Annotated in this window: 25 protein-coding genes; 16 read left to right on the forward strand and 9 right to left on the reverse strand. The window is 69.0% G+C overall.

Going from position 1 to position 25,104, the window contains the following annotated elements; translation table 11 throughout:
* Positions 1-187: 187 nt before the first annotated feature.
* The 3 genes from RZ1_RS15350 to RZ1_RS15360 all read left to right on the forward strand — a co-directional run bounded on the left by RZ1_RS15350 (position 188) and on the right by RZ1_RS15360 (position 2,567).
* Positions 188-805, forward strand: coding sequence for a TetR/AcrR family transcriptional regulator (locus RZ1_RS15350; protein ID WP_072813145.1), 618 nt, complete (start codon positions 188-190; stop codon positions 803-805).
* Positions 806-1,017: 212 nt separating this feature from the next.
* A complete protein-coding gene (locus RZ1_RS15355; RefSeq protein WP_072813147.1) occupies positions 1,018-1,425 on the forward strand; it encodes a YciI family protein in 408 nt (135 codons plus the stop codon).
* Positions 1,422-2,567: an RNA polymerase sigma factor gene (locus RZ1_RS15360; protein ID WP_072813148.1), complete on the forward strand. Its 1,146-nt coding sequence runs from the start codon at positions 1,422-1,424 to the stop codon at positions 2,565-2,567. The genes RZ1_RS15355 and RZ1_RS15360 overlap by 4 nt, the downstream gene beginning before the upstream one ends.
* An 80-nt stretch (positions 2,568-2,647) precedes the next feature.
* Here RZ1_RS15360 and trxA read toward each other — a convergent pair whose 3' ends face one another.
* The 3 genes from trxA to RZ1_RS15380 form a co-directional block, all read right to left on the reverse strand.
* Positions 2,648-3,016, reverse strand: a complete 369-nt coding sequence (trxA, locus tag RZ1_RS15365) for a thioredoxin (RefSeq protein WP_072813150.1) — start codon at positions 3,014-3,016, stop codon at positions 2,648-2,650.
* Between the two features lie 79 nt (positions 3,017-3,095).
* Positions 3,096-4,097, reverse strand: coding sequence for a GlxA family transcriptional regulator (locus RZ1_RS15370; RefSeq protein ID WP_072813151.1), 1,002 nt, complete (start codon positions 4,095-4,097; stop codon positions 3,096-3,098).
* A gap of 223 nt (positions 4,098-4,320) precedes the next feature.
* Positions 4,321-4,839 carry a 2'-5' RNA ligase family protein gene (locus tag RZ1_RS15380; protein WP_072813155.1) on the reverse strand — a complete coding sequence of 173 codons (519 nt, stop codon included), beginning with the start codon at positions 4,837-4,839 and terminating at the stop codon, positions 4,321-4,323.
* On the opposite strand from RZ1_RS15380, the gene RZ1_RS15385 reads away from it, so the two are divergent.
* The 4 genes from RZ1_RS15385 to RZ1_RS15400 all read left to right on the forward strand — a co-directional run bounded on the left by RZ1_RS15385 (position 4,838) and on the right by RZ1_RS15400 (position 8,735).
* Positions 4,838-5,968 carry an isocitrate/isopropylmalate dehydrogenase family protein gene (locus RZ1_RS15385; RefSeq protein WP_139281856.1) on the forward strand — a complete coding sequence of 377 codons (1,131 nt, stop codon included), beginning with the start codon at positions 4,838-4,840 and terminating at the stop codon, positions 5,966-5,968. The two genes, RZ1_RS15380 and RZ1_RS15385, sit on opposite strands and share 2 nt — an antisense overlap.
* A gap of 163 nt (positions 5,969-6,131) precedes the next feature.
* On the forward strand, positions 6,132-6,986 hold the full coding sequence (locus RZ1_RS15390) for an ABC transporter substrate-binding protein (protein ID WP_072813222.1): 855 nt from the start codon (positions 6,132-6,134) through the stop codon (positions 6,984-6,986).
* 13 nt (positions 6,987-6,999) lie between these two features.
* The gene (locus tag RZ1_RS15395) at positions 7,000-7,977 is read left to right on the forward strand and encodes an amino acid ABC transporter permease (RefSeq protein ID WP_072813156.1); all 978 of its coding nucleotides are present in this window, start codon (positions 7,000-7,002) and stop codon (positions 7,975-7,977) included.
* Entirely contained in the window at positions 7,974-8,735 is a 762-nt protein-coding gene (locus RZ1_RS15400; RefSeq protein ID WP_072813158.1) for an amino acid ABC transporter ATP-binding protein, read from the forward strand. The genes RZ1_RS15395 and RZ1_RS15400 overlap by 4 nt, the downstream gene beginning before the upstream one ends.
* Before the next feature lie 144 nt (positions 8,736-8,879).
* Here RZ1_RS15400 and RZ1_RS15405 read toward each other — a convergent pair whose 3' ends face one another.
* Positions 8,880-9,746: a class I SAM-dependent methyltransferase gene (locus RZ1_RS15405; RefSeq protein ID WP_072813160.1), complete on the reverse strand. Its 867-nt coding sequence runs from the start codon at positions 9,744-9,746 to the stop codon at positions 8,880-8,882.
* 544 nt (positions 9,747-10,290) lie between these two features.
* Between RZ1_RS15405 and rpsA the strand changes: the two genes are divergently transcribed.
* The gene (gene rpsA, locus RZ1_RS15410; protein WP_072813161.1) at positions 10,291-11,751 is read left to right on the forward strand and encodes a 30S ribosomal protein S1; all 1,461 of its coding nucleotides are present in this window, start codon (positions 10,291-10,293) and stop codon (positions 11,749-11,751) included.
* A gap of 155 nt (positions 11,752-11,906) precedes the next feature.
* Here rpsA and RZ1_RS15415 read toward each other — a convergent pair whose 3' ends face one another.
* Entirely contained in the window at positions 11,907-12,119 is a 213-nt protein-coding gene (locus tag RZ1_RS15415; RefSeq protein WP_072813163.1) for a hypothetical protein, read from the reverse strand.
* A 272-nt stretch (positions 12,120-12,391) separates the two neighbouring features.
* On the opposite strand from RZ1_RS15415, the gene RZ1_RS15420 reads away from it, so the two are divergent.
* The 4 genes from RZ1_RS15420 (at position 12,392) to coaE (ending at position 16,174) form a co-directional block, all read left to right on the forward strand.
* Positions 12,392-13,534 carry an LLM class flavin-dependent oxidoreductase gene (locus RZ1_RS15420; protein ID WP_072813164.1) on the forward strand — a complete coding sequence of 381 codons (1,143 nt, stop codon included), beginning with the start codon at positions 12,392-12,394 and terminating at the stop codon, positions 13,532-13,534.
* Complete coding sequence (locus RZ1_RS15425; protein ID WP_072813165.1) at positions 13,531-14,181, forward strand: CE1759 family FMN reductase; 651 nt, start codon at positions 13,531-13,533, stop codon at positions 14,179-14,181. Before RZ1_RS15420 ends, RZ1_RS15425 begins: the two co-directional genes overlap by 4 nt.
* Positions 14,182-14,339: 158 nt before the next feature.
* Positions 14,340-14,963 carry a hypothetical protein gene (locus RZ1_RS15430; RefSeq protein ID WP_072813167.1) on the forward strand — a complete coding sequence of 208 codons (624 nt, stop codon included), beginning with the start codon at positions 14,340-14,342 and terminating at the stop codon, positions 14,961-14,963.
* Positions 14,957-16,174, forward strand: coding sequence for a dephospho-CoA kinase (coaE, locus tag RZ1_RS15435; RefSeq protein WP_174565208.1), 1,218 nt, complete (start codon positions 14,957-14,959; stop codon positions 16,172-16,174). The genes RZ1_RS15430 and coaE overlap by 7 nt, the downstream gene beginning before the upstream one ends.
* 24 nt (positions 16,175-16,198) lie before the next feature.
* Here coaE and RZ1_RS15440 read toward each other — a convergent pair whose 3' ends face one another.
* Entirely contained in the window at positions 16,199-16,711 is a 513-nt protein-coding gene (locus tag RZ1_RS15440) for a ribonuclease FAU-1 family protein (protein ID WP_072813171.1), read from the reverse strand.
* Between the two features lie 65 nt (positions 16,712-16,776).
* Here RZ1_RS15440 and uvrB point away from each other — a divergent pair, with 65 nt between their 5' ends.
* From uvrB to RZ1_RS15455, 3 genes are all read left to right on the forward strand, one after another.
* A complete protein-coding gene (uvrB, locus tag RZ1_RS15445; RefSeq protein ID WP_072813172.1) occupies positions 16,777-18,930 on the forward strand; it encodes an excinuclease ABC subunit UvrB in 2,154 nt (717 codons plus the stop codon).
* A gap of 11 nt (positions 18,931-18,941) precedes the next feature.
* The gene (locus RZ1_RS15450; protein ID WP_072813174.1) at positions 18,942-19,814 is read left to right on the forward strand and encodes an SCO6745 family protein; all 873 of its coding nucleotides are present in this window, start codon (positions 18,942-18,944) and stop codon (positions 19,812-19,814) included.
* 167 nt (positions 19,815-19,981) lie between these two features.
* Entirely contained in the window at positions 19,982-20,434 is a 453-nt protein-coding gene (locus RZ1_RS15455; protein WP_072813176.1) for a universal stress protein, read from the forward strand.
* A 62-nt stretch (positions 20,435-20,496) separates the two neighbouring features.
* On the opposite strand, the gene RZ1_RS31365 is transcribed toward RZ1_RS15455, so the two are convergent.
* From RZ1_RS31365 to RZ1_RS15470, 3 genes are all read right to left on the reverse strand, one after another.
* Positions 20,497-20,937: a DUF732 domain-containing protein gene (locus RZ1_RS31365; protein ID WP_238071654.1), complete on the reverse strand. Its 441-nt coding sequence runs from the start codon at positions 20,935-20,937 to the stop codon at positions 20,497-20,499.
* A gap of 109 nt (positions 20,938-21,046) precedes the next feature.
* On the reverse strand, positions 21,047-23,389 hold the full coding sequence (locus RZ1_RS15465) for a HelD family protein (protein ID WP_505358096.1): 2,343 nt from the start codon (positions 23,387-23,389) through the stop codon (positions 21,047-21,049).
* A 105-nt stretch (positions 23,390-23,494) separates the two neighbouring features.
* Entirely contained in the window at positions 23,495-24,460 is a 966-nt protein-coding gene (locus RZ1_RS15470; protein WP_072813179.1) for a DoxX family protein, read from the reverse strand.
* A 122-nt stretch (positions 24,461-24,582) separates the two neighbouring features.
* Between RZ1_RS15470 and RZ1_RS15475 the strand changes: the two genes are divergently transcribed.
* Positions 24,583-25,032: a DUF5709 domain-containing protein gene (locus RZ1_RS15475; RefSeq protein WP_072813225.1), complete on the forward strand. Its 450-nt coding sequence runs from the start codon at positions 24,583-24,585 to the stop codon at positions 25,030-25,032.
* The last annotated feature ends 72 nt before the right edge of the window (positions 25,033-25,104 follow it).

The raw sequence follows: 25,104 nt of genomic DNA on the forward strand, positions 1-25,104 counted from the left end.
ACATGCCGAGGCACGCGGTGATCCAGATCATACACAGATCCGAGAGTTTGTATGATCACTTTCGGGGTCTTCCGCGAACCCAGCCGGAACGGTTTCCGTGTTACCGTCGACACCCCGTCCGCATGGTCCGGCGCACGCTCCTCGAAGCACGTCGATCCCCGGACTCGCTCGACCGAGGAAGCAGTCAGTGGCAGGTAGGCGTGGGTGGGGTGGCAGACCCCCGGCCAGCGACGAGGAAGCATCCGACCGGATCGTCGCCGCCGCCGTCGACCTGATCGGACGCACAGGAGCGGCCATCGGCATCGCCGACGTCGCCGAGGCGCTCGGCGTCATCCGCCAGACGGTGTACCGCTACTTTCCCAGCGCCGATGCGCTGATGCAGGCCGCCGCGATCGCGTCCGTCGCCGGATTCCTCGACCGCCTCACCGATCAGGTCCGCGGCATCGAGGACCCGGCCGACGCGATGACCGAAGGCGTGCTCTACACGCTCGCCGAGGTCCGGCGCACACCGCACCTGGGCATCCTGCTGTCCAACTCGTACTCGAACGCCGTCCCCGACCGCATGACCTCCGACGAGGCGCAGCTGTTCGGTATGACGATGATCCGGCGCTTCGATGTCGATTGGGAGAGTTACGGATACGACGACACATCGCTCCACGAACTCGTCGAATACCTACTGCGCACGATGCAGTCGTTCTTCGTCTCACCGGGTCACCCGCCGCGCAGCGACGACGAGATGCGGCGCTACCTGCGCCGCTGGGTCGGGTCGGCCATCCTGGCCCAGCCGCGTCCTGCCGAATCCTGACGGGCGACACGCGTTCCGCCGCCGCGGAAGACAGCCGCGCGGCCGGACGCGCGCACCGCTGTCGCCGGTTCGGGCGATCTGTTCCACCGTGCCGATCCCTCGCCATCCTCGGCGGCACCCGGCAGGCTGGAGCGGGTGTCGAGAACTCGACGCCGGCTCCGTCCCAGGGGTACGAGCGGCCGACAGGGGTCGCGTGACCGAGGAGGACCACCATGAAGTACCTGCTGCTCAAGCACTACCGAGGCGGACCGACCCCCGTCGTCGACTACGAGCCGATGGACCGATGGGCGCCCGAGGAGGTCGACGAGCACATCCGCTACATGAACGAGTTCGCAGCCCGCCTGCAGGAGACCGGAGAGTTCGTCGACGCCCAGGCCCTGGCTCCCGAGGGAACCTTCGTGCGGTCCGACGGGCAGGGCCGCCCACCGGTGACCGACGGTCCGTTCGCCGAGACGAAGGATCTCATCGCCGGGTGGATGGTCATCGACGTCGAAAGCTGGGACCGCGCACTCGAGCTGGCCGGGGAACTGTCGGCCGCACCCGGTCCCGGCGGCACACCGATCCGCGAGTGGCTCGAGCTGCGGCCGTTCCTCACCGAGCCGCCCACGGTGACCGAGTGAACGACGCCGTGCTGCGGGAGCTGGTGCCCGCGGTGATCGGCGTCCTCGTCCGGCGCGGAGCGGATTTCGCGTCGGCCGAGGACGCGGTGCAGGAAGCGCTGGTCCGCGCGCTGGAGACCTGGCCGGAGGACCCGCCGCGCGACCCGAAAGGGTGGCTCGTCACCGCCGCGTGGCGCAAGTATCTCGACACGGTCCGCGCCGACGCGTCTCGGCGGGGAAGGGAAGTCGCCGTCGACGCCGCGCCGGTCGCCGGCGAGGTCCCCGCCATCGACGACACGCTGCACCTGTACTTCCTGTGCGCGCATCCGACCCTGCCGCCGGCGTCGGCGGTCGCGCTGACGTTGCGCGCGGTCGGGGGCCTGACCACCCGGCAGATCGCCGCGGCGTATCTCGTCCCCGAAACGACCATGGCCCAACGGATCAGCCGGGCCAAGCGGAAACTCGCGGGGCTGGCGCTCGATCGGCCCGGGGACGTCGCCACCGTGCTGCGGGTGCTCTACCTGGTCTTCAACGAGGGATACGGCGGCGACGTCGATCTGGCGGCCGAAGCGATCCGGTTGACCCGCCAACTCGTCGCGCTCGCCGACGACCCCGAGGTCGCGGGACTGCTCGCGCTGATGCTGCTGCATCATGCGCGTCGCGCGTCGCGCACCGGTCCGGGCGGCGGACTGATTCCGCTCGCCGAACAGGACCGGTCGCGCTGGGACACCGCGCTGATCGCGGAGGGGGTCGCGGTCCTACAGGCCGCGTTGGCCCGGGACCGGCTCGGTGAATATCAGGCGCAGGCCGCGATCGCCGCTCTCCACGCGGACGCCCGCTGCGCCGCCGAAACGGACTGGGTGCAGATCGTCGAGTGGTACGACGAGCTACTCCGCCTCACCGACAGTCCCGTCGTGCGGCTGAACTGGGCCGTCGCCGTGGGGGAGGCGGACGGACCGCAGGCGGGGTTGGCTGCGTTGGCCGCCGTCGATCCCGGCCTGCCCCGGCACACCGCGGTGGCCGCGTACCTGCACGAACGCGCCGGTGATCTCGTCGCCGCCGCCGAGCTGTACGCGGCCGCCGCCCACGCGGCCACCAGCGTTCCGGAACGCGACCATCTCGTCCGTGAAGCCGCGCGGGTGCGGCAGCAGCTGCGGTCGTAGCACGACGTCCGCCGAAGGGAAAGACAGCCGCGCGCGTGAAGCAGCGCGCGGCTGTTTCGTGCCCGGGTGGGCTCTCGCGGTCAGGCCTCGGGGCTCTGTTCGGCGATCTGCTTGCGCACCTCGTCCATGTCAAGGGCCTTGACCTGGGTCACCAGATCCTCGAGCGCGGCCGGGGGCAGGGCGCCTGCCTGGTTGAACACCAGCACACCCTCGCGGAACGCCATGATCGTCGGGATCGAGCGGATGTTCGCGGCGGCGGCGATCGCCTGCTCGGCCTCGGTGTCGACCTTGCCGTGCACCACGTCGGGATGCTGCTCCGACGATGCCTCGTAGGTCGGCGCGAACTGCCGGCACGGACCGCACCACGAGGCCCAGAAGTCGATGAGGACGACGTCGTTGCCGGTGACGACCTCGTCGAAGTTCTGCTGTGTGAGGGTCTGGGTAGCCACGGTGTTCCTTTCGGTCGGATGCTCCGGCCGCTTCAACGCCCGGCCGCGTCCGATTCTTCCCGACGCCGCCCGGCCCCGTTCAGAAGACCGGCACCGGTGCCGCGCGGAACGTGCGCCGATACGCCTGCGGGGTGGTGTGCCGCACCCGCAGGAAATGTTGCCGCAGCACCGCGGCGGTGCCGAATCCGACGCGGTCGGCGATCACGTCGACGGGCAGGTCGGTGTTCTCGAGCAATTGCTGCGCGGCGTGCACCCGCTGGTCGCGCAGCCACCGCGCCGGGGTGGTGCCGGTCTCGGCGCTGAACCGGCGTGCGAACGTGCGCGCCGACATGTGGGCCTTCTCCGCGAGCGCCGCCACCGGCAACTCCCGGTCCAGATTCTCGGTCATCCAATCGAGAAGCGGGGCGAGGGTGTCGGATTTGCAGGCGGGTAGCGGCATCGCGACGTACTGGGCCTGCCCGCCGTCGCGGTGCGGCGGCACCACCATGCGCCGGGCGATCGTGTTCGCGACGTCGGCGCCCTGTTCCGTCCGCACGATGTGCAGGCACAGGTCGATACCGGCGGCGGTACCGGCGCTGGTGAGCACCGCGCCGTCGTCGACGTAGAGCACGTCGGGGTCGACCCTGGCCGCCGGGTACATCTCGGCCAATCGAGCGGCGTGCTTCCAGTGCGTGGTGCAGGGGCGGCCGTCGAGCAGACCGGCCGCGGCCAGGGTGAACGCGCCCGTGCACATGCTGGCCACGCGCGCGCCGCGCGCGACCGCGGCCCGCAACTTCGCGAACAGCGGCTCCAGGTCGCAGCCGTCGTCGCCGACGTCGCTCGGGTCGCGGGTGGAAGCGACGGTGGTGCCGCCGGCGGGGACGATGATCAGGTCCGCGGAATCGAGGAGATCCAGGTCGTACGGGACGTCGATGGTGTAGCCGAACCGGGTGGTGACCGGTTGTGGTGTTCCCCGGACCAGCGTGAAGTCGTAGGTCGGCAGGCCGTCGTCGGACCGGTCGAATCCGAACACCTCGCACGCGACGCCGAGCTCGAACACCTCCACGCGGGGGAGCAGTGGCACCACCACGGTCTGCAACATGTCTGCCAGTGTGCCACCGTGCTGGCAGAAAAACGAGCAAAACTGTCATGTCTGCCACTGTCGGTGGGAGGTGGTGCGGCGGACGCTGGAGCCATGACCGCCCTGCTCGTTTTCGCCGCCGTCCTCGCCGTCCTCACGGCACTGTCGCTGGCCGACCTCACTCCCGACACCCACAGTGACACAAGTCAATTCGGCCACTACCGGTTCTGAGTGTGAGGGACGGTCACACCACCCGCCACTCCCGCTTCGTCTGGCCGTCCCACCGGCGGATCCCCGCGGACGTCCCGTCCAGGTCGTGTCTCGCCGCGTGCGTCGCGACGATCGCCGCGCCGATCCGGCCCGACGGCACCCGCCGCGCCAACGTGACGTGCGGCGTCCACTCACCGGGCCGGATGTGCGGGGGAATCCCCGGAGACTGCTCGAGCAGCGTGAAAACCTCGCGGTGCAGGGCGAGCAGTTCGGTGGTCGGCACCACCAACCGCGCCAGGGTCGCATGCCGGTCGCCGAAGACCACGATGCCACCGAGCCGTACCGCGATCGGCGACCCGTCGATCCGCTCCCGCATCAGCCCTTCGATCCCGGGCGGGATCGACGCCGCGACCGCGAGCGTGATGTGCGGTCGGTTCGTGTCGCTGCGTACGCGCGCGGCACTGTTGATCCCGGCCCCGAGCAGCCGATCCCACTCGGCGCGCACCGCTTCGTCGAGCCGATCGTCGAGCAGCAGTTCCACGGACTGCACCATGGTGCGCAATCATTACGCGGTGACCGACTCCTCCGCAACGACCGCCCCGTCCACCTCTTCGGGCCACCGCATCGGCCTGCTCGTCGGTGACGGCATCGGTCACGAGATCGTGCCCGCCACCCGCCACGTCGTCGATGCTGCGGTCGCCGCGTCCGGGGGACCGGCGATCGACTGGGTGCCGCTGCCGCTCGGTGCGGACGCGATCGCCACCCACGGCACCCCGATCCCGGAATCCACCCTCGACGCCCTCGCCGACCTCGACGCGTGGATCCTCGGCCCGCACGACAACGCGTCCTATCCCGAACCGTTCCGCAGCGAACTGACCCCCGGCGGCCGCATCCGCAAACAATTCGACCTGTACGCGAACATCCGGCCCGCGAAGACACTGCCCGGCGTGCGCGCGGTCGTGCCGCACATGGATCTGATCATCGTGCGCGAGAACTCCGAAGGCCTGTACGCGGACCGGAACATGGCGCTCGGCACGGGCGAGTTCATGCCCACCCCCGACGTTGCGCTCGCGGTCGGGGTCGTCACCCGCGCCGCGTGCGAACGCATCGCGCACATCGCGTTCGGGCTCGCCGCCCGCCGCCGCAGACGCGTGACCATCGTGCACAAGGCGAACGTGCTGACCATGACCACCGGTCTGTTCCTGGACGTGTGCCGCGAGGTCGGCGCCCACTACCCCGGCATCGCGGTCGACGACGAACACGTCGATGCCATGGCGGCGCACCTGGTGCGGCGCGGCGGCGACTACGACGTCGTCGTCACCGAGAACATGTTCGGCGACATCCTCTCGGACCTCGCCGGAGAGCTGGCCGGCTCCCTGGGCACCGCCGGATCGATCAACGCGTCGACGGACAAGGCGATGGCGCAGGCCGCGCACGGCGCCGCCCCCGACATCGCGGGCCGCAACCGCGCCAACCCGACGGCACTGTTCCTGTCGGCGGCGATGCTGCTCGACCGGATCGCCACCACCGCCGACCGCCCCTACCTACGGCGCGCCGCCCAGCGCATCGAACACGCCGTCGAGGCGACCATCGCCTCCGGGGTCGCGACCGCCGATCTGGGCGGGCAGGCCTCGACCGCGGAGTTCACCGAGATCGTCATCGCCCGCACCCGCCTGCGGTGACGGCCGTCGGGCGACCGGGTGCATCCCGGGCGGTGCGTGTCGGGACCTCACATTCCGGGACACCGGGACAACGTGCGGTTACTGTTCGACTGTGAATCAACCAGCCGGACCGGAACCGGTCGCCCGCCGTCGTCGGCGGCGCGCGGCCGGGTGGGTTCCCGCGATCGCGCTGGTGCTCGCCACGGCGACCGGATGCGTGACCAACACGGAATCGACGGTGCCGCCCGGTGACCCGATCCGGGCCGGGAAGGTCGACGCGATCGCCGCGCAACTGCCCGCACCGATCGCCGCGTCCGGACAGATGCGGGTCGGGGTGAACGTGCCCTACGCGCCCAACGAATTCAAGGACGACGACGGCACCATCGTCGGGTTCGCCGTGGAACTGGTCGACGCCCTCGGCGACGTGCTCGGCGTGACGATGGTCTACAACGAGGCGGACTTCGACCGGATCATCCCGGCCGTGCAGTCCGGAACGTTCGACATGGGATCGTCGTCGTTCACCGACACCAAGGAACGTGAGCAGTCCGTCGACTTCGTCACCTATTTCAGCGCCGGGGTGCGGTGGGCCCAGCGTGTCGGCGAGGACGTCGACCCGAACAACGCGTGCGGTCTGCGGGTCGCGGTGCAGACCACCACCTACGAGGACATCGACGAGGTGCCCGCCAAGAGCGACGCGTGCGTGGCCGCGGGCCAGCCACCCATCGACAAGGTCAAGTACGACAGCCAGGACGAGGCGACCAACGCGCTCATCCTGGGCCGGGTCGACGCGCTGTCCGCGGACTCGCCCGTCACCGCGTACGCCATCGAACGCAGCGAGGGACGCCTCGAACCCGCCGGCGAGGTGTTCGACGCCGCCCCCTACGGCTGGGTCGTCGCGAAGGGTTCCCCGCTGGGGCCGGTCCTGCGGCAAGCGATGCAGGAGCTGATCGATTCCGGTGTGTACGCGCAGATCGCGCAGCGGTGGGGCATGGAAGACGGAATCATCGACACCGCGCAGATCAACGCTGCGCCGAGCTGACGAAGGGGGTCCGATGAGCGAGCAGTCGAGCTCCGTGAGCGGCCCGGCGGCCGGGACCGAACCGGCCCCGATCGAGGCGGTGCCGCTGCGCCGGCCCGGACGGTGGATCGCGGGTGTCGTCGTCGCCGTGCTGGTGGCGCTGTTCCTGTGGGGGGCAGCCACCAACGACGCATACCGCTGGGACATTTACGCGCAGTACCTGTTCGACCGGCGCATCACTGCTGCGGCATGGAAGACGATCCAGCTCACCGTGCTCGCCATGATCATCGCGGTGCTCCTGGGGGTCGTGCTGGCCGTGATGCGGCTGTCGCCGAACCCGGTGCTGCGGACCGTCTCATGGGTGTACCTGTGGATCTTCCGCGGCACCCCGGTGTATGTGCAGTTGGTGTTCTGGGGTCTGTTCCCGGCCATCTACAAGCAGCTGGATCTGGGCATCCCGTTCGTGCACCAGTTCGTGCACATCGACCTGCAGGGCATCAACGCCGCATTCCTGTTCGCGGTCATCGGCCTGGGCCTGAACGAAGCCGCTTACATGGCCGAGATCATCCGCGCCGGAATCGGTTCCGTCCCGGAAGGCCAGACCGAGGCCTCGACGGCCCTGGGCATGTCGTGGTCGCAGACCATGCGCCGCACGATCCTGCCGCAGGCGATGCGCGTGATCATCCCGCCCACCGGCAACGAGCTCATCAGCATGCTCAAGACCACCTCGCTGGTCGCGGCCGTGCCGTACACACTGGAACTCTACGGCCGGGCCCGCGACATCTCGGGCGCCAACTTCCAGCCCATCCCGCTGCTGCTCGTCGCTGCCACTTGGTATCTGGCGATCACCAGCGTCCTCATGGTCGGCCAGTACTTCCTCGAACGGCACTACTCGAAGGGCCTGAGCCGCCGGCTCACCGCCCGCCAGTTGCAGGCCCTCGCCGACGCGCAGGGCAAACCGCTACCGCCCGGTCGCGGGGGCGGCGACGCACCCGGAGGTGAAGCGCAGTGACGCCCATGGTCCTGGCCGATCGGGTCTGCAAGAGCTTCGGCGCGGTCCACGTGCTCGAGGGCATCTCGCTCGAGGTCGAGCGCGGGCAGGTGGCGTGCCTGATCGGTCCGTCCGGGTCCGGCAAGTCCACGTTCTTGCGGTGCATCAACCACCTCGAGCGGGTCGACGCCGGTCGTCTGTACGTCGACGGCAGTCTCGTAGGCTATGCCGAGCGCGGCGGTAAACTGCATGAGCTGCACCCGCGGGAGGCGGCCAAGCAGCGTCGCGACATCGGCATGGTGTTCCAGCACTTCAACTTGTTTCCGCACCGGACAGCGTTGGCCAACGTCGTCGAAGCTCCGGTCTTGGTGAAGAAGGCGCGCCGCAGCGAGGCCACCGAACGGGCCCGCGACCTGCTCGACCGGGTCGGTCTGGCCGACAAGGCCGACGCGTATCCGGCCCAGCTGTCCGGGGGTCAGCAGCAGCGGGTGGCGATCGCGCGGGCACTGGCGATGGAACCGAAACTGATGCTGTTCGACGAACCGACATCGGCGCTGGACCCCGAACTGGTGGGGGAGGTGCTGTCGGTGATGCAGAACCTCGCCGCGGGCGGCATGACCATGATCGTGGTCACCCACGAGATGGGATTCGCGCGGGAGGTCGCCGATCAACTGGTGTTCATGGACGGCGGGGTCGTCGTTGAAGCCGGTGCTCCGCGTGCGCTGCTGGCCAACCCACAGCATGAACGCACCCAGGCCTTCCTGTCGAAGCTGTTGTGACGGTGGTTCTTTCAGGCCGGGGAAACGGCCTGACAGGCGATCGCTGCGATCGGCCGAATCGGGCCTTGATGTCGGCGGATCGATTGAATCCCGCGGAAGTGGTGGGCACATTGCGTCTGTGCGCGCCGTAGATCCGGAGGTGGCTCACGCCGGCTTGCGGCTGCAGAAGATTGCGGTACCCGGGAAGATCTCGCCGCGCAGCGGACTCCACTGACCCCACTCGCGATCCAGATGCTCGGGCCACTCCGGCTCGACGATGTCGTAGACCTCGAGCCCGGCCGCCACGAGTTCGCGGAGCCGATCGCCGACCGTGCGGTGATGCTCGACATAGGTCGGCACGCCGTCGTCGTCGACCTCCACGTACGGCGTGCGATCGAAATACGGGAACATCGCCACCAGCCCGCGCTCGCCCGGATCGTCCGGGAAGATCCACCGCATCGGATGATTCACCGCGAACACCCACCGGCCGCCCGGCCGTAACACCCGCGCGACCTCGCGCATCACCCGCGCCGAATCCGCCACGAACGGGACCGCGCCGAACGCCGAACACACCACGTCGAAACTGTTGTCCGGGAACGGCAGATCCTCGGCGCCGGCCTGCACGAGGGGGACCCGCGGCCCACCCCGCTCCATCGCCGCCACGCCCCGCGCCAACATCCCGATCGAGACATCCAGCCCGACCGCCCGGGCGCCCTGCCCGGCCAGCCAGCGCGCGCACGGCGCCGAACCGCACCCGATCTCGAGCACATCCTTGCCTACGACCTCCCCGAGCAGGCGCACATCACCCTCGTGCAACCCCTCCGGGCACCACACGAACTCGCCGGCCGCGGAATCCACGCCGAGGAACTCGCCGTGGGTGCGGTGATAGTCCTCGGCATCGGCATCCCACCACGCCCGGCTCGCACGTTCGCTCTCGCGCGAACCCACTCGCGCGCGGCCCGCCTTCGACGTGCCGAGCAGGGCATTCGCGGTCGCGTGGCGGTCGTCGAACGGGGAAACGGTCTCGGGCATGAACTACAGCGTAGGACTGCGGTGAAGCGACCTCGAGTCCAGTGTGGACACCGTGACGCCGGAGGTGTGAGCTGGGCAACGTTGACGTCCTGGAGTGGTGCAGAGCGCACTTTCGTCTCGATCCGGACATTCGTCCCGGGCGGGGGGATTCGATCGTGCCGCCGTCGAGCGGCTCACCGACGGGGCGGTCGCGCAGTTCGCGCAGCACGATGCAGGAGCAGAGCCGGGAGGCTGGACTGATGACACTGATGCTCGAGCAGCGGGCGGCCGCCCCTCGGCTGACGGGGCACGGGAATCCTCCACTGACGGCCCGATGGCCGGCCGGTGGTACAGCACGGTGGCGGCGCCGTGCCGACGGCCGGGTTTGCCGGGGTAGCGCCCGTGCGCGTAGCCTTGACCACGCGAGTGTCCGCTGTTCGATCTTCATGGCCCGATCGGCGGCGCCCGCGGCGGAATCTGCGTGTCGTTCACATCGGTGTGCGATCCGTCTGTCCGACCGAACTTTGACCAACCGACTATCAACCCGTCCGGAGCAACTCAACACATGGCCTCCACCACCGTCACCTCGCCGCAGGTAGCCGTCAACGACATCGGCTCCGCCGAGGATTTCCTCGCCGCCATCGACGCCACGATCAAGTACTTCAACGATGGCGACATCGTCGAAGGCACCATCGTCAAGGTCGACCGCGACGAGGTGCTGCTCGACATCGGCTACAAGACCGAAGGCGTCATCCCGTCCCGCGAGCTCTCCATCAAGCACGATGTCGACCCCAACGAGGTCGTTTCGGTGGGCGATGAGGTCGAGGCCCTGGTCCTCACCAAGGAGGACAAGGAAGGCCGCCTGATCCTGTCCAAGAAGCGTGCGCAGTACGAGCGCGCCTGGGGCACGATCGAGGAGCTCAAGGAGAAGGACGAGGCCGTCAAGGGCACCGTCATCGAGGTCGTCAAGGGCGGCCTGATCCTCGACATCGGCCTGCGTGGCTTCCTGCCCGCGTCGCTCGTCGAGATGCGTCGCGTCCGCGACCTCCAGCCGTATGTCGGCAAGGAGATCGAGGCCAAGATCATCGAGCTCGACAAGAACCGCAACAACGTCGTTCTGTCGCGCCGCGCATGGCTCGAGCAGACCCAGTCCGAGGTCCGCAGCGAGTTCCTGCACCAGCTCCAGAAGGGCCAGGTCCGCAAGGGCTTCGTGTCCTCCATCGTCAACTTCGGCGCGTTCGTCGATCTCGGCGGTGTCGACGGCCTGGTGCACGTCTCCGAGCTGTCCTGGAAGCACATCGACCACCCGTCCGAGGTCGTCGAGGTCGGCAACGAGGTCACCGTCGAGGTTCTCGACGTCGATCTGGACCGCGAGCGTGTCTCCCTGTCGCTCAAGGCCACCCAGGAAGACCCGTGGCGTCAGTTCGCCCGCACTCACGCGATCGGCCAGATCGTGCCGGGCAAGGTCACCAAGCTCGTTCCGTTCGGCGCGTTCGTCCGCGTCGAAGAGGGCATCGAGGGTCTGGTCCACATCTCCGAGCTGGCCGAGCGCCACGTGGAGGTCCCGGACCAGGTCGTGTCCGTCGGCGACGACGCGATGGTCAAGGTCATCGACATCGACCTGGAGCGTCGCCGCATCTCGCTGTCGCTGAAGCAGGCCAACGAGGACTACACCGCCGAGTTCGACCCGTCGAAGTACGGCATGGCCGACAGCTACGACGAGCAGGGCAACTACATCTTCCCCGAGGGCTTCGATCCCGAGACCAACGAATGGCTCGAGGGCTTCGAGAAGCAGCGTGAGGAGTGGGAGTCCCGCTACGCGGAGGCCGAGCGTCGTCACAAGATGCACACCGCGCAGATCGAGAAGATGGCTGCCGACGAGGCCGCCGAGGCCGAGGCCGGCGTCTCCTCGAGCAACTACTCGTCCGAGTCCGGCGCCGAGGCTGCGTCCGAGTCGGCCGGTGGTTCGCTGGCCAGCGATGCGCAGCTCGCTGCGCTGCGCGAGAAGCTGTCGGGCAACGCCTGACATCTGATTGCTTCGAGCGGCCCCGCACCCACTACGGTGCGGGGCCGCTCGCGTTCGTCGGGCCGAGGAGCCCGAGATCCGAAAACGCCGCGGCCCGCAGTCCTTGCGCGAGGACTACGGGCCGCGGCGTCGTGTTTCGGGGATGCCCCGCCGGATCAGCTGACGGCGGGCGTGGCCCACTGGGCGGGGAGCGACGCAGCACGTTTGCGGATCGCGGCCTGACTGTGTCGGGCGCTGGTGAGCAGCATGGTGAACCAGTTGCGACGGTGCGCGGCGAGAGCGGCGGCAACCTCGGGGATGAGGATGCAGTGCACACCGTTCTCCATGCCGAGACGATGCCGACCGGGCAGCGGTTGAGACGATTGCATAGCCTGCCTTCTCGGGGTCGGGGTGATACGGAATCCGTGGTCGGACGGTTCGGTTACGAACGATAGCCGACGAGTCGGTCGATTCCCGTCATTCCCTCGCAGGTCGGAGGGTGTGTTTCGCTCCGGAGTCGAGTTGCGATCTGGCTGTGATCACGCTGTGATCGCAGTGTGACTCGCCGGTTCCGGCGCCGAGGTCACGCGCCGAGGAATACCCGGGACGGGCCGCGGCGTTCAGATAGTTGATAGTTCAATTATATGACGGAGGTACGGCAGTGCAGTTCGGCATCTTCACCATCGGCGACGTGACGCGTGACCCCACGACGGGCCACACACCCAGCGAGCACGAACGCATCACCGCGATGACGAGGATCGCTCTCGCCGCCGAGGAGGCCGGACTCGACGTCTTCGCGACCGGTGAACATCACAACCCGCCGTTCGTGCCGTCCTCGCCGACCACGATGCTCGGCTGGATCGCCGCGAGGACCTCGACGCTGCAGCTGTCGACCGCGACGACGCTCATCACCACGAACGATCCGGCCAAGATCGCCGAGGACTTCGCGATGCTGCAGCATCTGTCCGAGGGCCGCGTCGACCTGATGCTGGGCCGCGGCAACACCGGCCCGGTCTACCCGTGGTTCGGCAAGGACATCCGGCAGGGCATCCCGCTCGCGATCGAGAACTACCATCTGCTTCGTCGTCTCTGGCGCGAACCCGTCGTCGATTGGGAAGGCAAGTTCCGCACGCCGCTGCGCGGGTACACCTCGACGCCGATGCCCCTCGACGACACCCCGCCGTTCGTCTGGCACGGCTCGATCCGCTCCCCGGAGATCGCCGAACAGGCCGCGTTCTACGGCGACGGCTTCTTCCACAACAACATCTTCTGGAACAGAGAACACACTCAGCAGATGATCGCCTTGTACCGCACCCGGTTCGAACAGTACGGCCACGGCGCCGCCGACCAGGCCATCGTCGGACTCGGCGGCCAGGTCTTCATGGATACCACCGAGAAGGAAGCCGTCCGCCGGTTCCGGCCGTACTTCGACAACGCCCCCGTCTACGGTCACGGCCCGTCGCTCGAAGACTTCTCCACGATGACACCGCTGACCGTCGGCACGCCCGAGCAGGTCATCGAGCGCACCCTCGGCTTCGCGGACTACGCCGGCGACTACCAGCGTCAGCTCTTCCTGATGGACCACGCGGGCTTGCCGCTCGATGTCGTCCTCGAACAGATCGAGATCCTCGGCCGCGAGGTCGTGCCGGTGCTGCGCACCGAATTCGAACGCCGGCGTCCCGCGCACGTGCCGTCCGATCCGCCCACGCACCTCTCGCTGGCGGCGCAGGGCCCGGACTCGCCGCACCGTCTCGTGGTGCCGGCACAGGTCGATCTGGCCGCGGCGGCGGCGGGGGATCGATGACCCGCCGTATCGCCGTCGTCACCGCCGGCCTGTCGCAGCCGTCGTCGACGCGTCTGCTCGCCGACCGCATCTCCGATGCGGTCGGTACCGCGGTGACCGCCCGCGGCGAGGCCGCCGACATCGATGCGATCGAGCTGCGGGACCTGGCGACGGACCTCGCCACCGCCATGACCGTCGGCGGCCTGCCCACGCCCGCGCTGGTGCAGGCCCGCGAACGCCTGTCGAGCGCCGACGGGCTCATCGCCGTCACGCCCGTGTTCACGGGAAGCTACAGCGGTCTGTTCAAGATGTTCTTCGATGCCGTGGACACCGACGCGCTGGGCGGCATGCCGACGATCGTCGCCGCGACCGGCGGGTCCTCACGGCACTCCCTCGTGCTCGATCACGCGATGCGGCCCCTGTTCGCATTCCTCCGTGCGGTGGTCGTGCCCACCGGCGTGTACGCCGCGACCGAGGACTTCGGCGGCAGCGCACTCGGCGGCCGGATCCGGCGGGCCGCGGACGAACTCGCGGCGCTCGTCGTCGCGGCGCCGGCCGGGGTCGGGGGATTCGCACCCACAGCAACCGACAGCCCCCGCACATCCGGACTTGCACTGCGCACCACGGTGACGCCGTTCCAGGAGTTGCTACGCGGCCACACGGGATGAGCGGGGGCACCGCCATCGGCCGCTCGGCGTTCGGTCTCCGCTGACCTGATCGAGCGGCTCTCTTCCCGGGAAGCGGCAGGATGGGGCGGTCACGACGTTGCGGATCATCGTGCCCGAAGAGTTGATCATGGACGGGATCGTCGACATTCCGCAGGTCCGTGACCGTGTCGAATACGCGGTTCGGGTTCGACCAGGCCGAGCCGCGGATGCACCCGGAGTACACGAACGATGTCGTGGCTCGGGTCGAACAGCTGAACGGCGGCAGGTTGTCGGAATGGACCGACCCGTACGGACAGATCCACCCCGGGACCTACCCGATGCTGCTGCGCGGTGATGGTTGGCGCGCGTATTCAACGTCGACCTCGCTCTACGAGGGCACAGTGCAGCTCGCCGGCTCGTTCGAGGCCGACGGTCCCGGAACAATTCCATCCGCGGCGCAGGTAGCCGGAACGACAGTCGGACGCCAACTCATCACTCGCACCAGCCGGCTCGAGTCGGAAGCCAGGCACGCCGGAGGACGGATCGATACCCTCGGGTCCCTGCGGGAAGGGCAGACCGGCTTTCGGTCCGGTCCGGTGCCCGTAGTGCCCGTCTCTCCCGACCCGCGAGGGTGGTACAGCGCAATGGTTCCGCCGCGGGAGCGCCCGTGGATCCGAGAGGTCGGCATCCTCGTGTCCCTGGCGGTAGCGACGCCCCCCTGGGCGGTGCTCCGAATCGAGATTCCCTTCGGCCGGTCGAATTTCCGGGACCGCGGCGATGATGCGAGACTGTCGGCGTGCTGAGATTGGGGTTGACCGGAGGAATCGGTGCGGGGAAGTCGACCGTGTCGAAGGAACTCGTCGCGCAGGGGGCGGTGCTCGTCGACGCCGACGCCATCGCCCGTGAGATCGTCGCGCCCGGCACCGAGGGGCTCGCCGAACTCGTCGACGCCTTCGGCGAAGACATCCTGCTGCCGGACGGGTCGCTCGACCGCCCCGCGCTGGCCGCCAAGGCCTTCGCGACCGACGAGGCGCGCGCGGTCCTCAACGCCATCACTCACCCGAGAGTGGGGCAGCGCACCGCCGAACTCGTCGCCTCGGCCCCCGTGGACGGGATTGTGGTGCAAGACATTCCGCTGCTCGTCGAGGGGGATATGGCGGCGATGTTCCATCTCGTCGCCATCGTGCACACCGACGAGAACGAACGAATCCGCCGGCTCGTCGAACTGCGCGGCATGCCGGAGGCGGACGCCCGCGCCCGCATCGCCGCGCAGGCCCGAGACGACGAGCGCCGCGCCGTCGCGGACGTGTGGCTCGACAACAACGGTGACGAGGCAGCGCTGGTGCAAGCCGTCCGGTCGCTGTGGTCCGAGCGATTGGTCCCGTTCGAGCAGAACCTGCGCACCCGCACCCCGGTACGGGTCGGACCGGACCTGACACCGGCCCGCGAGGACTGGCCGCAGCAGGCCCAGCGGCTGATCGCACGTCTGGCCCTCGTCGCGGGGGGTGCCGCGCTGCGCATCGACCACATCGGTTCGACCGCGGTTCCCGGTCTCGACGCGGTCGACGTTCTCGATCTGCAGATCACCGTGCCCGATCTCGCCGCCGCGGACCGCCTGGCCGAACCGCTCGCTGCGGCCGGGTTCCCGCGTATCGCCCACGTCGAGCAGGAGGACCCGAAGCCGATCTACGGTGCCGGTGGCGAAACCGATCCCGCTGTGTGGGAGATGCGCCTGCACGGCGGCGCCGACCCCGGCCGGCCCGTGCACGTCCATGTGCGGGTGGACGGGTGGCCGGGCCAGCAGTTCGCGTTGCTGGTGCGGGACTGGCTTCGCGCCGATGCGGAGGCTGCCGCCGAGTACTCGGGGGTCAAGCGTGCCGCCGAACAGGCTGCGGCCGGGCTGTCCGATCCGGAGGCGGCGGAGGCGGCCTACGACGAGGCCAAGACGCCCTGGTTCGATCACGCCTACCACCGGGCGTGGGAGTGGGCCGAAGCAACCGGCTGGTCCGCCTAGCCCCCAGCGGATGCTGCGAATCGCTCACCGCCAGGAGAGGGGCATTCCGAGCGCGGACAGCCAGGCGTCCAGGTCGTACCCGTGCGCGGCGATGCCGTCGACCGCGGCCAGCGCGATGTGGACGGCCCGCTCGGCATCCTCCGGCTCGAGCAGCCCCGCGGCGACGCCGGCGAACAACTCGTCGACGTCCTCGACCGTGGTGCCCCGCCCCGTCCGCACCACCAGATCCAGGTAGTGATCGCGCGAATGCCAGACCGATCCGTCGACCTGGAAGCTGCCCACGTCGACGTAGCGGTCCTGGTCGCGTTCGAAACCGGGCCGGAAATGGAAGATCGACACGCGCAGTCCCGGCTCCGGCAGCAGCCACGATTCGAGATAGCCGAACTGCGGGTGATCCGCCGGCCTCGCCATGTACAGGCCCCACGGTTCGACCCGGTACTCGTCGACGGGACGCACGAAGCCCTTCGGGTCGGTGTTGGTGCGGGCGGCGACGTCGAACGTCTCGGTCTTCACGTGGTGCAGCTTCGCGGCGGACATGAGAGGAACGCTACTGCCGATGGTCCGGCACCGTCTTGTCGGTGGCACCGCCTACCCTGGTCTGCATGGCCTTCGCAAGTGAGCATCCGGTCGTCGCGCACTCCGAGTTCCGGCCCGTCGGGGACATCGAACGGACCGAGGCCCGGTTCGAGGTGGTCAGCGACCATCAGCCCGCCGGCGACCAGCCGGCGGCCATCGACGAGCTCGAGCGTCGGCTGACGGCGGGGGAGAAGGACGTGGTCCTGCTCGGCGCCACCGGCACCGGCAAGTCGGCGACCACCGCCTGGCTCATCGAACGGGTGCAGCGTCCCACCCTGGTGATGGCGCCGAACAAGACTCTCGCGGCCCAGCTCGCCAACGAGCTGCGGGAAATGTTGCCGCACAACGCCGTCGAATACTTCGTCTCGTATTACGACTATTACCAGCCCGAGGCGTACATCGCGCAGACCGACACCTACATCGAGAAGGACTCGTCGATCAACGACGACGTCGAACGCCTCCGGCACTCCGCGACCTCCGCGCTGCTGTCCCGCCGCGATGTCGTGGTCGTCGCGTCCGTGTCCTGCATCTACGGCCTCGGTACCCCGCAGTCCTACCTGGACCGCTCGATCCAGCTCGAGGTCGGTGTCGAGGTGCCCCGCGACGCGCTGCTCCGGTTGCTCGTGGACGTGCAGTACGACCGCAACGACGTGGCGTTCACCCGCGGCTCGTTCCGCGTCAAGGGCGACACTGTCGACATCATCCCCGCGTACGAGGAACTGGCCGTGCGCATCGAGTTCTTCGGCGACGAGATCGACGCCCTCTACTACCTGCATCCGCTCACCGGAGACGTGATCCGCAAGGTCGATTCGCTGCGGATCTTCCCGGCCACCCACTATGTGGCCGGTCCCGAACGAATGGAACGCGCGGTACGCGACATCGAAGCCGAACTCGAGGAACGCCTCGCTGATCTCGAGAACCGCGGCAAGCTGCTCGAGGCGCAGCGGCTGCGGATGCGCACCCAATACGACATCGAGATGATCCGGCAGGTCGGCTTCTGTTCCGGCATCGAGAACTACTCGCGGCACATCGACGGCCGCGCCGCCGGATCCGCGCCCGCGACCCTCATCGACTACTTCCCTGAGGACTTCCTGCTCGTCATCGACGAATCGCATGTCACCGTCCCGCAGATCGGCGCGATGTACGAGGGCGACATGTCGCGTAAGCGCAACCTCGTCGAGTTCGGCTTCCGGCTGCCCTCGGCCGTCGACAACCGGCCACTGACCTGGGAGGAGTTCACCCAGCGCATCGGACAGACCGTCTACCTGTCCGCCACGCCCGGACCGTACGAGCTGGGGCAGGCCGGCGGGGAGTTCGTCGAACAGGTCATCCGCCCCACGGGCCTGGTCGATCCGAAGGTGGTCGTCAAACCGACCAAGGGGCAGATCGACGACCTGGTCCACGAAATCCGGGAACGCGCCGACCGCGACGAGCGCGTCCTGGTGACCACGCTGACGAAGAAGATGGCCGAGGACCTCACCGACTACCTGCTCGAACTCGGTATCCGGGTCCGATATCTGCACTCGGACATCGACACGCTCCGCCGTGTCGAACTGCTGCGCCAGTTGCGTCTCGGCGAGTACGACGTGCTCATCGGCATCAACCTGCTGCGTGAAGGTCTCGACCTGCCCGAGGTGTCGCTCGTCGCGATCCTCGACGCCGACAAGGAAGGGTTCCTGCGCAGCACCACCAGCCTCATCCAGACCATCGGCCGCGCCGCCCGCAACGTCTCGGGCGAGGTCCACATGTACGCCGACAAGATCACGGATTCGATGGCCCGTGCCATCGAGGAGACCGAGCGGCGCCGCGAGAAGCAGGTCGCCTACAACACCGAACACGGCATCGACCCGCAGCCGCTGCGCAAGAAGATCGCCGACATCCTCGACCAGGTCTACGAGGAAGCCGACGACTCCGTCGAGGTCGCAGGATCCGGTCGCAACGCCTCCCGTGGCCGGCGCGCCCAGGGCGAAGCCGGCCGTGCCGTAAGCTCCGGCGTGTACGAGGGCGAGGATGTGAAGTCCATGCCGCGCGCCGAACTCGCGGACCTGGTGCAGCAGCTGACCGACCAGATGATGCAGGCCGCCCGCGACCTGCAGTTCGAACTCGCCGCACGCCTGCGCGACGAGATCTCGGATCTGAAGAAGGAACTGCGCGGAATGGACGCGGCGGGACTCCAGTAGCGTCTCGGCACATGGATCCCCACACCTCCGGGCGCGCCGCCCGCTCCCTCGACCTGCTGCACTCGCTCGCCTACTTCGCGCCCGAGGTCGACGACGCGCTCGCCGCGGCCGGCCTCGCGCCCGGTCGCGCCCGCTACTTCGCGTCCCGGTCCGCAGCGCTCGGCGCGGTCGGTGCCGGGGTCGTGACTGCTGTCTTCTACAGCTTCAGTCCTCGTCTGGTGGCGTCGGTGATCCCGGCGGCGTGGCGGGATGCGGCTCCGGGGCACGTCGCAGCCGCGCGCGTCGCCGGTGTCGATGCCGCGCTGCGACGGCTCCTCGGCGCCGACACGATTGCCTCGTCGGAGCTGGCGGAGGCCGCGGAACTCGCCGCCGGCGCCGCCCGCGCGATCCCCGGACCGGATGGGCGACCGCTGTACGCCGCGCACGCGGATCTGCCGTGGCCCGAGTCCCCGCACCTGGTGTTGTGGCATGCCCTCACGCTGCTGCGCGAGTACCGCGGCGACGGCCACGTGGCGGCGCTGCAGACGGCGGGCCTGAGCGGACTGGAGGCGCTGATCACCCACACCGCCAGCGGCATCGGGTTCTCCGAGCAGTTCGCACGTAGCCGTCGCGGCTGGACCGACGACGAATGGGCGGACGGCGCGGCCGCGCTGCGGCAGCGGGGACTGCTCGACGCCCGGGGCGAGCTGACAGACGAGGGGTTCGAGGTCCGCGAGCTCGTCGAGGACCTGACCGACGACCTCGCGGCCGCGCCGTGGGATGCGGTCGGGGAATCGGGTGTCGAGCGGCTCCTCGACCTGGCGTTGCCGTGGCGTGACACGGTCATCGACTCGGGCCTCTTCCCCGCGGCGCTGTTCGGTCCACGTTACGGTGACGTGCGGTAACGTCAACTGCTGTGAGTGGTTCCCGGCGGACGCCGCCCCAGCTGTGGTATCTGCCCCAATCGCACCATCCGTACCGGTCGGCCGGTTACTGTCGACGCAGCCGTCGGGGGGCGTCGAATCGAGACCACCTCGACCGGAACCGTGTACCCATATCGATGGAGGATTGAATGAGTGCCTACCGGACCATTGTCGTCGGAACCGACGGATCCGAATCGTCGTACCGGGCCGTGGAGAAGGCAGCCGCTCTCGCCGGGGACTCCGAGGCCACCCTCGTCATCGCGTGCGCGTACTACCCGGCAGATCCGAAGGACACCGCACACGCCGCCGACGTACTCGGCGCCGATGCGTACCAGGTCACGGGATCCGCGCCGAGCAACGAGATCCTGCGCACCGCCCGTGAGAAGGCCGTGGTGGCCGGAGCGAAGAACGTCGTCGAACGCGCCGTCGTCGGAGCCCCTGTCGAGTCGCTGCTCGCCCTCGTCGACGAACTCGATGCCGACCTGATCGTCATCGGCAACCGCGGCTTGAACACCATCACCGGCCGACTCCTCGGCTCGGTTCCCTCGGATGTCGCCCGCAAGTCGACGTCCGATGTCCTGATCGTCCACACCGTCCGCTGATCGGCTGACCGACCCGCCCGTCCCGGCTCGTCCGGGGCGGGCGGTGTCAGCAGCAGCGGGTGTCAGCAGTAGATGCGGACCGCGATGTCCAGAAACCGCCGCGCCGCGTCGTCGTCCGACAATGCCGTTCCGGACACCGACGCCGCATACGCCGCGATCGGCCGGATCGTGGCGAGGATCGTCTCCTCGGGGACTCCCGCGTCCACCTGATCACACAACCCCCGAGCGACCGCCAGCACCGTTCCGTCGGTGAGCCCGGACGCGAGACCCGACTCACCGAGCGCCTCCTTGAACCGCACGCCCCGCTCGTCGAGCAACGGAGGTTCGGCCGTGGTCGACACGATGGACGAGGCGGCGGCCGGCGCCGACGATCCCCCGGCACCGTCCGAGGCGGTCGCCGACGAACATGCCACCGCACTCGCGGCGGCAGCGACCATCAGCAGCATCGGTGCAGGACGACACGTGCCGCGCCTCGGCCCGTACCAGCTCGCATTGCCTACCACCGTGCCTCCTCACGCATCCCGCCGCAGGTTCGCTCGCAACCTACCGTGCCGGAGTCGCGAAACGATCTCGAAACTTCGATGCCGGACCCGCCAAAGCGACGCGGAGAGATCAGCACTCGGCGGGAGCGTGCAGTCCGTCGAGCACCTCCGGGAGCGCCGATGAGTGCAACACACCCAGACGCTGCGTCGCCCGGGTCAACGCCACGTAGAGATCGTTGAGGCCGCGCGGTGACTCGGCGAGGATGTCGCCGGGTTCGACGAGGAGCACCTCGTCGAACTCGAGTCCCTTCACGTCCCGAACCGTCGCCACGCGCACCGACGCCCCTTCGAGATGTGCCCATTCGCCGGCCAGACGATGCGGCACGATCACCGCGATCAATCCGGGGCCGTCGTGCGCGGCGAGCGTCTGCTGCACTGTCTCGGCAAGTTCCCCGGCGTCGACGTGTCGTGCCCACGGCGCGAACCCGGACTCGCGCACCGACCGCGGGGGCACCTGCTCCGGGTCGATCGCGGCGAGAACCGTATGCGCGACCCGCATGATCTCCGCCGGGGTTCGGTAGTTGACGGTCAGCTCCGCCTTCCGCCACCGGTTCGCCACATACGGTTCGAGGATCCGCTGCCACGACGAACTGCCCGCCGGGTCCCCGGTCTGCGCGGTGTCCCCGACCACGGTCATCCACCGATTGGGGATGCGCCGCATCAGCATTCGCCATGCCATCTCCGACAGTTCCTGCGCCTCGTCGACGATGACGTGACCGTAGGTCCAGGTGCGGTCCCCGGCGGCGCGCTCGGCGGTGGTCTCGTGCCGACGCAGATCCTGCCGCTCGGCCAATTGTGTGGCGTCGATCAGGTCGTAGGCCATCAGCAGTTCGGGATCGAGGTCGTCCTCGAGATCCTGAGGTGCCGAACCGGTGAGAATGTCCAGCGCGCCCTGGGCGTCGGCGATCTGCCGACGCCATCGCCGCGCCGCACGTTCCCGGTCCGCGGCATCGTCGACGCCGAGCAACTCGGCCAATTCGTCGAGCAGCGGCGCGTCGGCGGCACTGAACCGGCCGCGCGACCGCGGCCGGTGCAGCAGATCGATCTGTTGTGTGGTCAGCGCCGGCGCTGCCATCGCGAGCCGGTCCCGGGACGCGAGCAGATCCGTGAGGACCTGCTGCGGGGTCAGCTGCGGCCACAGTGCGTCGATCGCCGCGATGATGTCCGGATCGGCCCGCATCTCCGAGCGGATGTCGGCGATGTCGTCGCGACTGAGCAGATTCCCGCCGCCCACCGGATCGGTGCCGATCAGCGCCGCGAGCTGATCGGCGAGCGCCTCGATCACCGCCGACACGAAGATCGGACGGGCGAGGTTGTGCGGTCGCCGCGACGACCGGGCCCGGCCCCGTGCCCGGGTGACGATCTTGCGGTCGAGGGTGATCCGGTACGAGTCGAACATCAGCGGCACCGGCTGGGCCGGCACCTCCTGCCGGTCCCGCACCGCCTTCTTGAGCACGTCGACCATGTCGAGCGAACCCTTGATCTCGCCGGTGACCAGCTCGTCCTCGAGCTCGGCCCGCACACCCGGATACAGGTCGCCGATCGTGGAGAGCAGCACACCGGTCTCGCCGAGTGACGGCAGCACCTGACCGATGTAGTCGAGAAACGTCGAGTTCGGGCCGACGATGAGCACACCGGCCTTCGCCAGCTGCTTGCGGTACGTGTACAGCAGATAGGCCGCCCGGTGCAGGGCGACCGCGGTCTTGCCGGTGCCCGGACCACCCTGGACGACGAGGACGCTCCGGTGTTCGGACCGGATGATGGAGTCCTGCTCGGACTGGATCGTGGCGACGATGTCGTGCATCTGACCGGTGCGCGCCGCGTTCAGGGCGGCGAGCAGCGCCGACTCGCCCGCGACCCCGCCCGTCGGCGTGGTGGTGCCGTGGGACTGCGCGACCTCGAGATCGAGGTACTCGTCGTTCAGGGCGGTCACGGCGCGCCCGCGGCTGCGGATGTGACGGCGGCGGATCACGCCTTCCGGTGCCGCGGGGGTCGCGAGGTAGAACGGGCGCGCCAGCGGCGCCCGCCAGTCCAGCAGCAGTGGCTCGAAGTCGTTGCCCTCGTCGAGGATTCCGAGACGACCGATGTACCGAACCTCGGTGTCGTCGAGCCCGTCCGAATTACCTGCGTCGACATCACCCGGGCCGGAACCGTTCGTGCCGGTGTCGCGGACGTCGATGCGGCCGAAACACAGTCCGTGCTCGGCGGCGTCGTACTTGGCGATGTCCTCGGTGTACATCTGCGTGAACGACTCGCGTTCACTGCGTGCCTGCGGCGTGCCGCCGGTCTCGAGCAGCACGCGACCGAGCCGCGTCTGCGCGTACTCACGCAACGAATCCAGGTGCCCGTACAGCATTGACAGGTAAGCCTGCTCACGCTCGTGATCAGGATGGGGCAGGCCGTCGGACGGCAAAGGGTCTCCTCGGGGTCGTGCTGTGCCGGCGCATGGTGCAGGCGTCGACAGAATTGCCCGAGAAGTCTAGTGCCGTCCGCGGAGCCGCGCAGAACCAGCCGGTCCTCAGCCGGCCATCCGATGCCGCCGCTCGAGCGCCTCCTCGGCCTTCGCTCGCGCTTCCCGGCCCCGCTGGACGGCCTGCTCCTCGGCGACGTGTGCCCATTCGGACCCGTGTTCGCGCGCCGACTCCCACCAACGGACTCCGTGTTCGCGCGCGGAGTCCGCAAGCACGGGTCCGCGTTCGCGGGCGACTTCGGCGAGCTCGGCGCTGCGTTCGCGGGCGATTTCGGCGAGTTCCGCGCCGCGTTCGCGGGCGACTTCGGCGAGCTCGGCGCCGCGTTCGCGGGCGATCTCGGCGAGTACGGCACCGCGCTCCCGCGCGGTTTCGGCGATGTCCGGGGCGCGGTCCTTCGCGACTTCGAGGAGCTGGCTGCCGTGGCCGCGGGCGGATTCGGCGAGTTCGGCGGCATCCCCGGTCAGGGCACGGACACGTTCGCCGACCGCGTGCAGGCCCTCGCCGAGCGCATCCTTGTTGTCGGCGGCGTGACTCGGCAACACTGCAGCGACCTTCTCCTGAGCCTGCCGGGCGGCGCGACGTCCCCGCCATCCCAGCGACGGCTTGCCTTCGGTGTCGGCGGCGGCGATGAGCAGGCCACCGAGCAGGCTGACGTTCTTGAGGAACTGTGTGCGTTGCATTGCTCGGGTGCTGGGATCGTCGACGTTCCAGAAGTCGTGTCCCGCGACCGTTGTGGGAACCAGCGTGCCGGCCAGAACCAGCGACGCAGCCCGGGGTGCCTTGCCGACGGCGAGCAGCGCACCGGCACCGACCTGTACTCCGGCGTTGATCCGCACGAGCATTTCCGGATTGTCGGGGATCCGGTCGGTGACCGAGTTCGGCAGCATTGCCAGGGCCTGGTCGAGGCCGGGTTGGGCCGCGCCGGCCTTCCCCGACGGATTGCGCAGGGCGTCGATGCCCCCGGCGATAAAGATCGATGCGAGCATCGGGCGGGCGATTCGGCGAAGGATCATGCTTCCTCCCGTGGTGGGTTGCGTCTCATCCTGACGTGTACCCCGGGATCGTGGGGCGTATCCCTGGCTATTCGATACCGATCCGCATGCACAAGGCCGGTCGTGGGGGCATCGTTGGACTCATGAACAGCGACGACGCACGCGACGACGAGTACGGCGGTGAGTACAGCGTCGACGAGGACAACCAGCTTCAACCCGCGGACACGCTCGACGACCGCGGTGTCGCCGACATGCTCGACGAGGGCTACTCGCCACCGGAGCGACCGCTGGCGATGAACGCGACCGCGGCGACCGGTGAGGAGGTGCGTTACGGCGGCAGCCTCGCTCACCGGGTCGCGGCCGAGGAACCGGACCCCGCGTTCGACACCGCGGAACCGGACGTCGACGCGGTGGAACCCGGGGAGCGCTACCTGGGCGAGGTCGGCGGTCGGCGCGCCGGCCGCCTGGTGGCATCCGACGAGGGCGTCGGCGTCGACGACGATCCCGAACTGTGGGCCGGGGACGTCGGAATCGACGGGGGAGCGGCGTCGGCAGAGGAAGCCGCGGTCCACGTCATCGAAGAAGAGGAGTGATTCCGCAACCAACCGGACTCCCACCGTTGGTTGCGGGACACTGCTCCGCGAGCCTCTCCCGTCCGGCGTCTT

The sequence above is a fragment of the Rhodococcus zopfii NBRC 100606 = JCM 9919 genome (assembly GCF_001895025.1).
GTDB lineage: Bacteria > Actinomycetota > Actinomycetes > Mycobacteriales > Mycobacteriaceae > Rhodococcus > Rhodococcus zopfii.

Bases quoted from the DNA above. Each gene is read 5' to 3' on its own strand.
- RZ1_RS15385 (WP_139281856.1), top strand. From the start codon at position 4,838: ATGGTGCGCAATCATTACGCGGTGACCGACTCCTCCGCAACGACCGCC.
- rpsA (WP_072813161.1), top strand. From the start codon at position 10,291: ATGGCCTCCACCACCGTCACCTCGCCGCAGGTAGCCGTCAACGACATC.
- RZ1_RS15355 (WP_072813147.1), top strand. From the start codon at position 1,018: ATGAAGTACCTGCTGCTCAAGCACTACCGAGGCGGACCGACCCCCGTC.
- RZ1_RS15475 (WP_072813225.1), top strand. From the start codon at position 24,583: ATGAACAGCGACGACGCACGCGACGACGAGTACGGCGGTGAGTACAGC.
- RZ1_RS15380 (WP_072813155.1), bottom strand. From the start codon at position 4,839: ATGGTGCAGTCCGTGGAACTGCTGCTCGACGATCGGCTCGACGAAGCG.
- RZ1_RS15415 (WP_072813163.1), bottom strand. From the start codon at position 12,119: ATGCAATCGTCTCAACCGCTGCCCGGTCGGCATCGTCTCGGCATGGAG.
- RZ1_RS15450 (WP_072813174.1), top strand. From the start codon at position 18,942: ATGGATCCCCACACCTCCGGGCGCGCCGCCCGCTCCCTCGACCTGCTG.
- RZ1_RS15405 (WP_072813160.1), bottom strand. From the start codon at position 9,746: ATGCCCGAGACCGTTTCCCCGTTCGACGACCGCCACGCGACCGCGAAT.
- RZ1_RS15425 (WP_072813165.1), top strand. From the start codon at position 13,531: ATGACCCGCCGTATCGCCGTCGTCACCGCCGGCCTGTCGCAGCCGTCG.
- RZ1_RS15440 (WP_072813171.1), bottom strand. From the start codon at position 16,711: ATGTCCGCCGCGAAGCTGCACCACGTGAAGACCGAGACGTTCGACGTC.
- RZ1_RS15370 (WP_072813151.1), bottom strand. From the start codon at position 4,097: ATGTTGCAGACCGTGGTGGTGCCACTGCTCCCCCGCGTGGAGGTGTTC.
- RZ1_RS15470 (WP_072813179.1), bottom strand. From the start codon at position 24,460: ATGATCCTTCGCCGAATCGCCCGCCCGATGCTCGCATCGATCTTTATC.
- RZ1_RS15395 (WP_072813156.1), top strand. From the start codon at position 7,000: ATGAGCGAGCAGTCGAGCTCCGTGAGCGGCCCGGCGGCCGGGACCGAA.
- RZ1_RS15455 (WP_072813176.1), top strand. From the start codon at position 19,982: ATGAGTGCCTACCGGACCATTGTCGTCGGAACCGACGGATCCGAATCG.
- uvrB (WP_072813172.1), top strand. From the start codon at position 16,777: ATGGCCTTCGCAAGTGAGCATCCGGTCGTCGCGCACTCCGAGTTCCGG.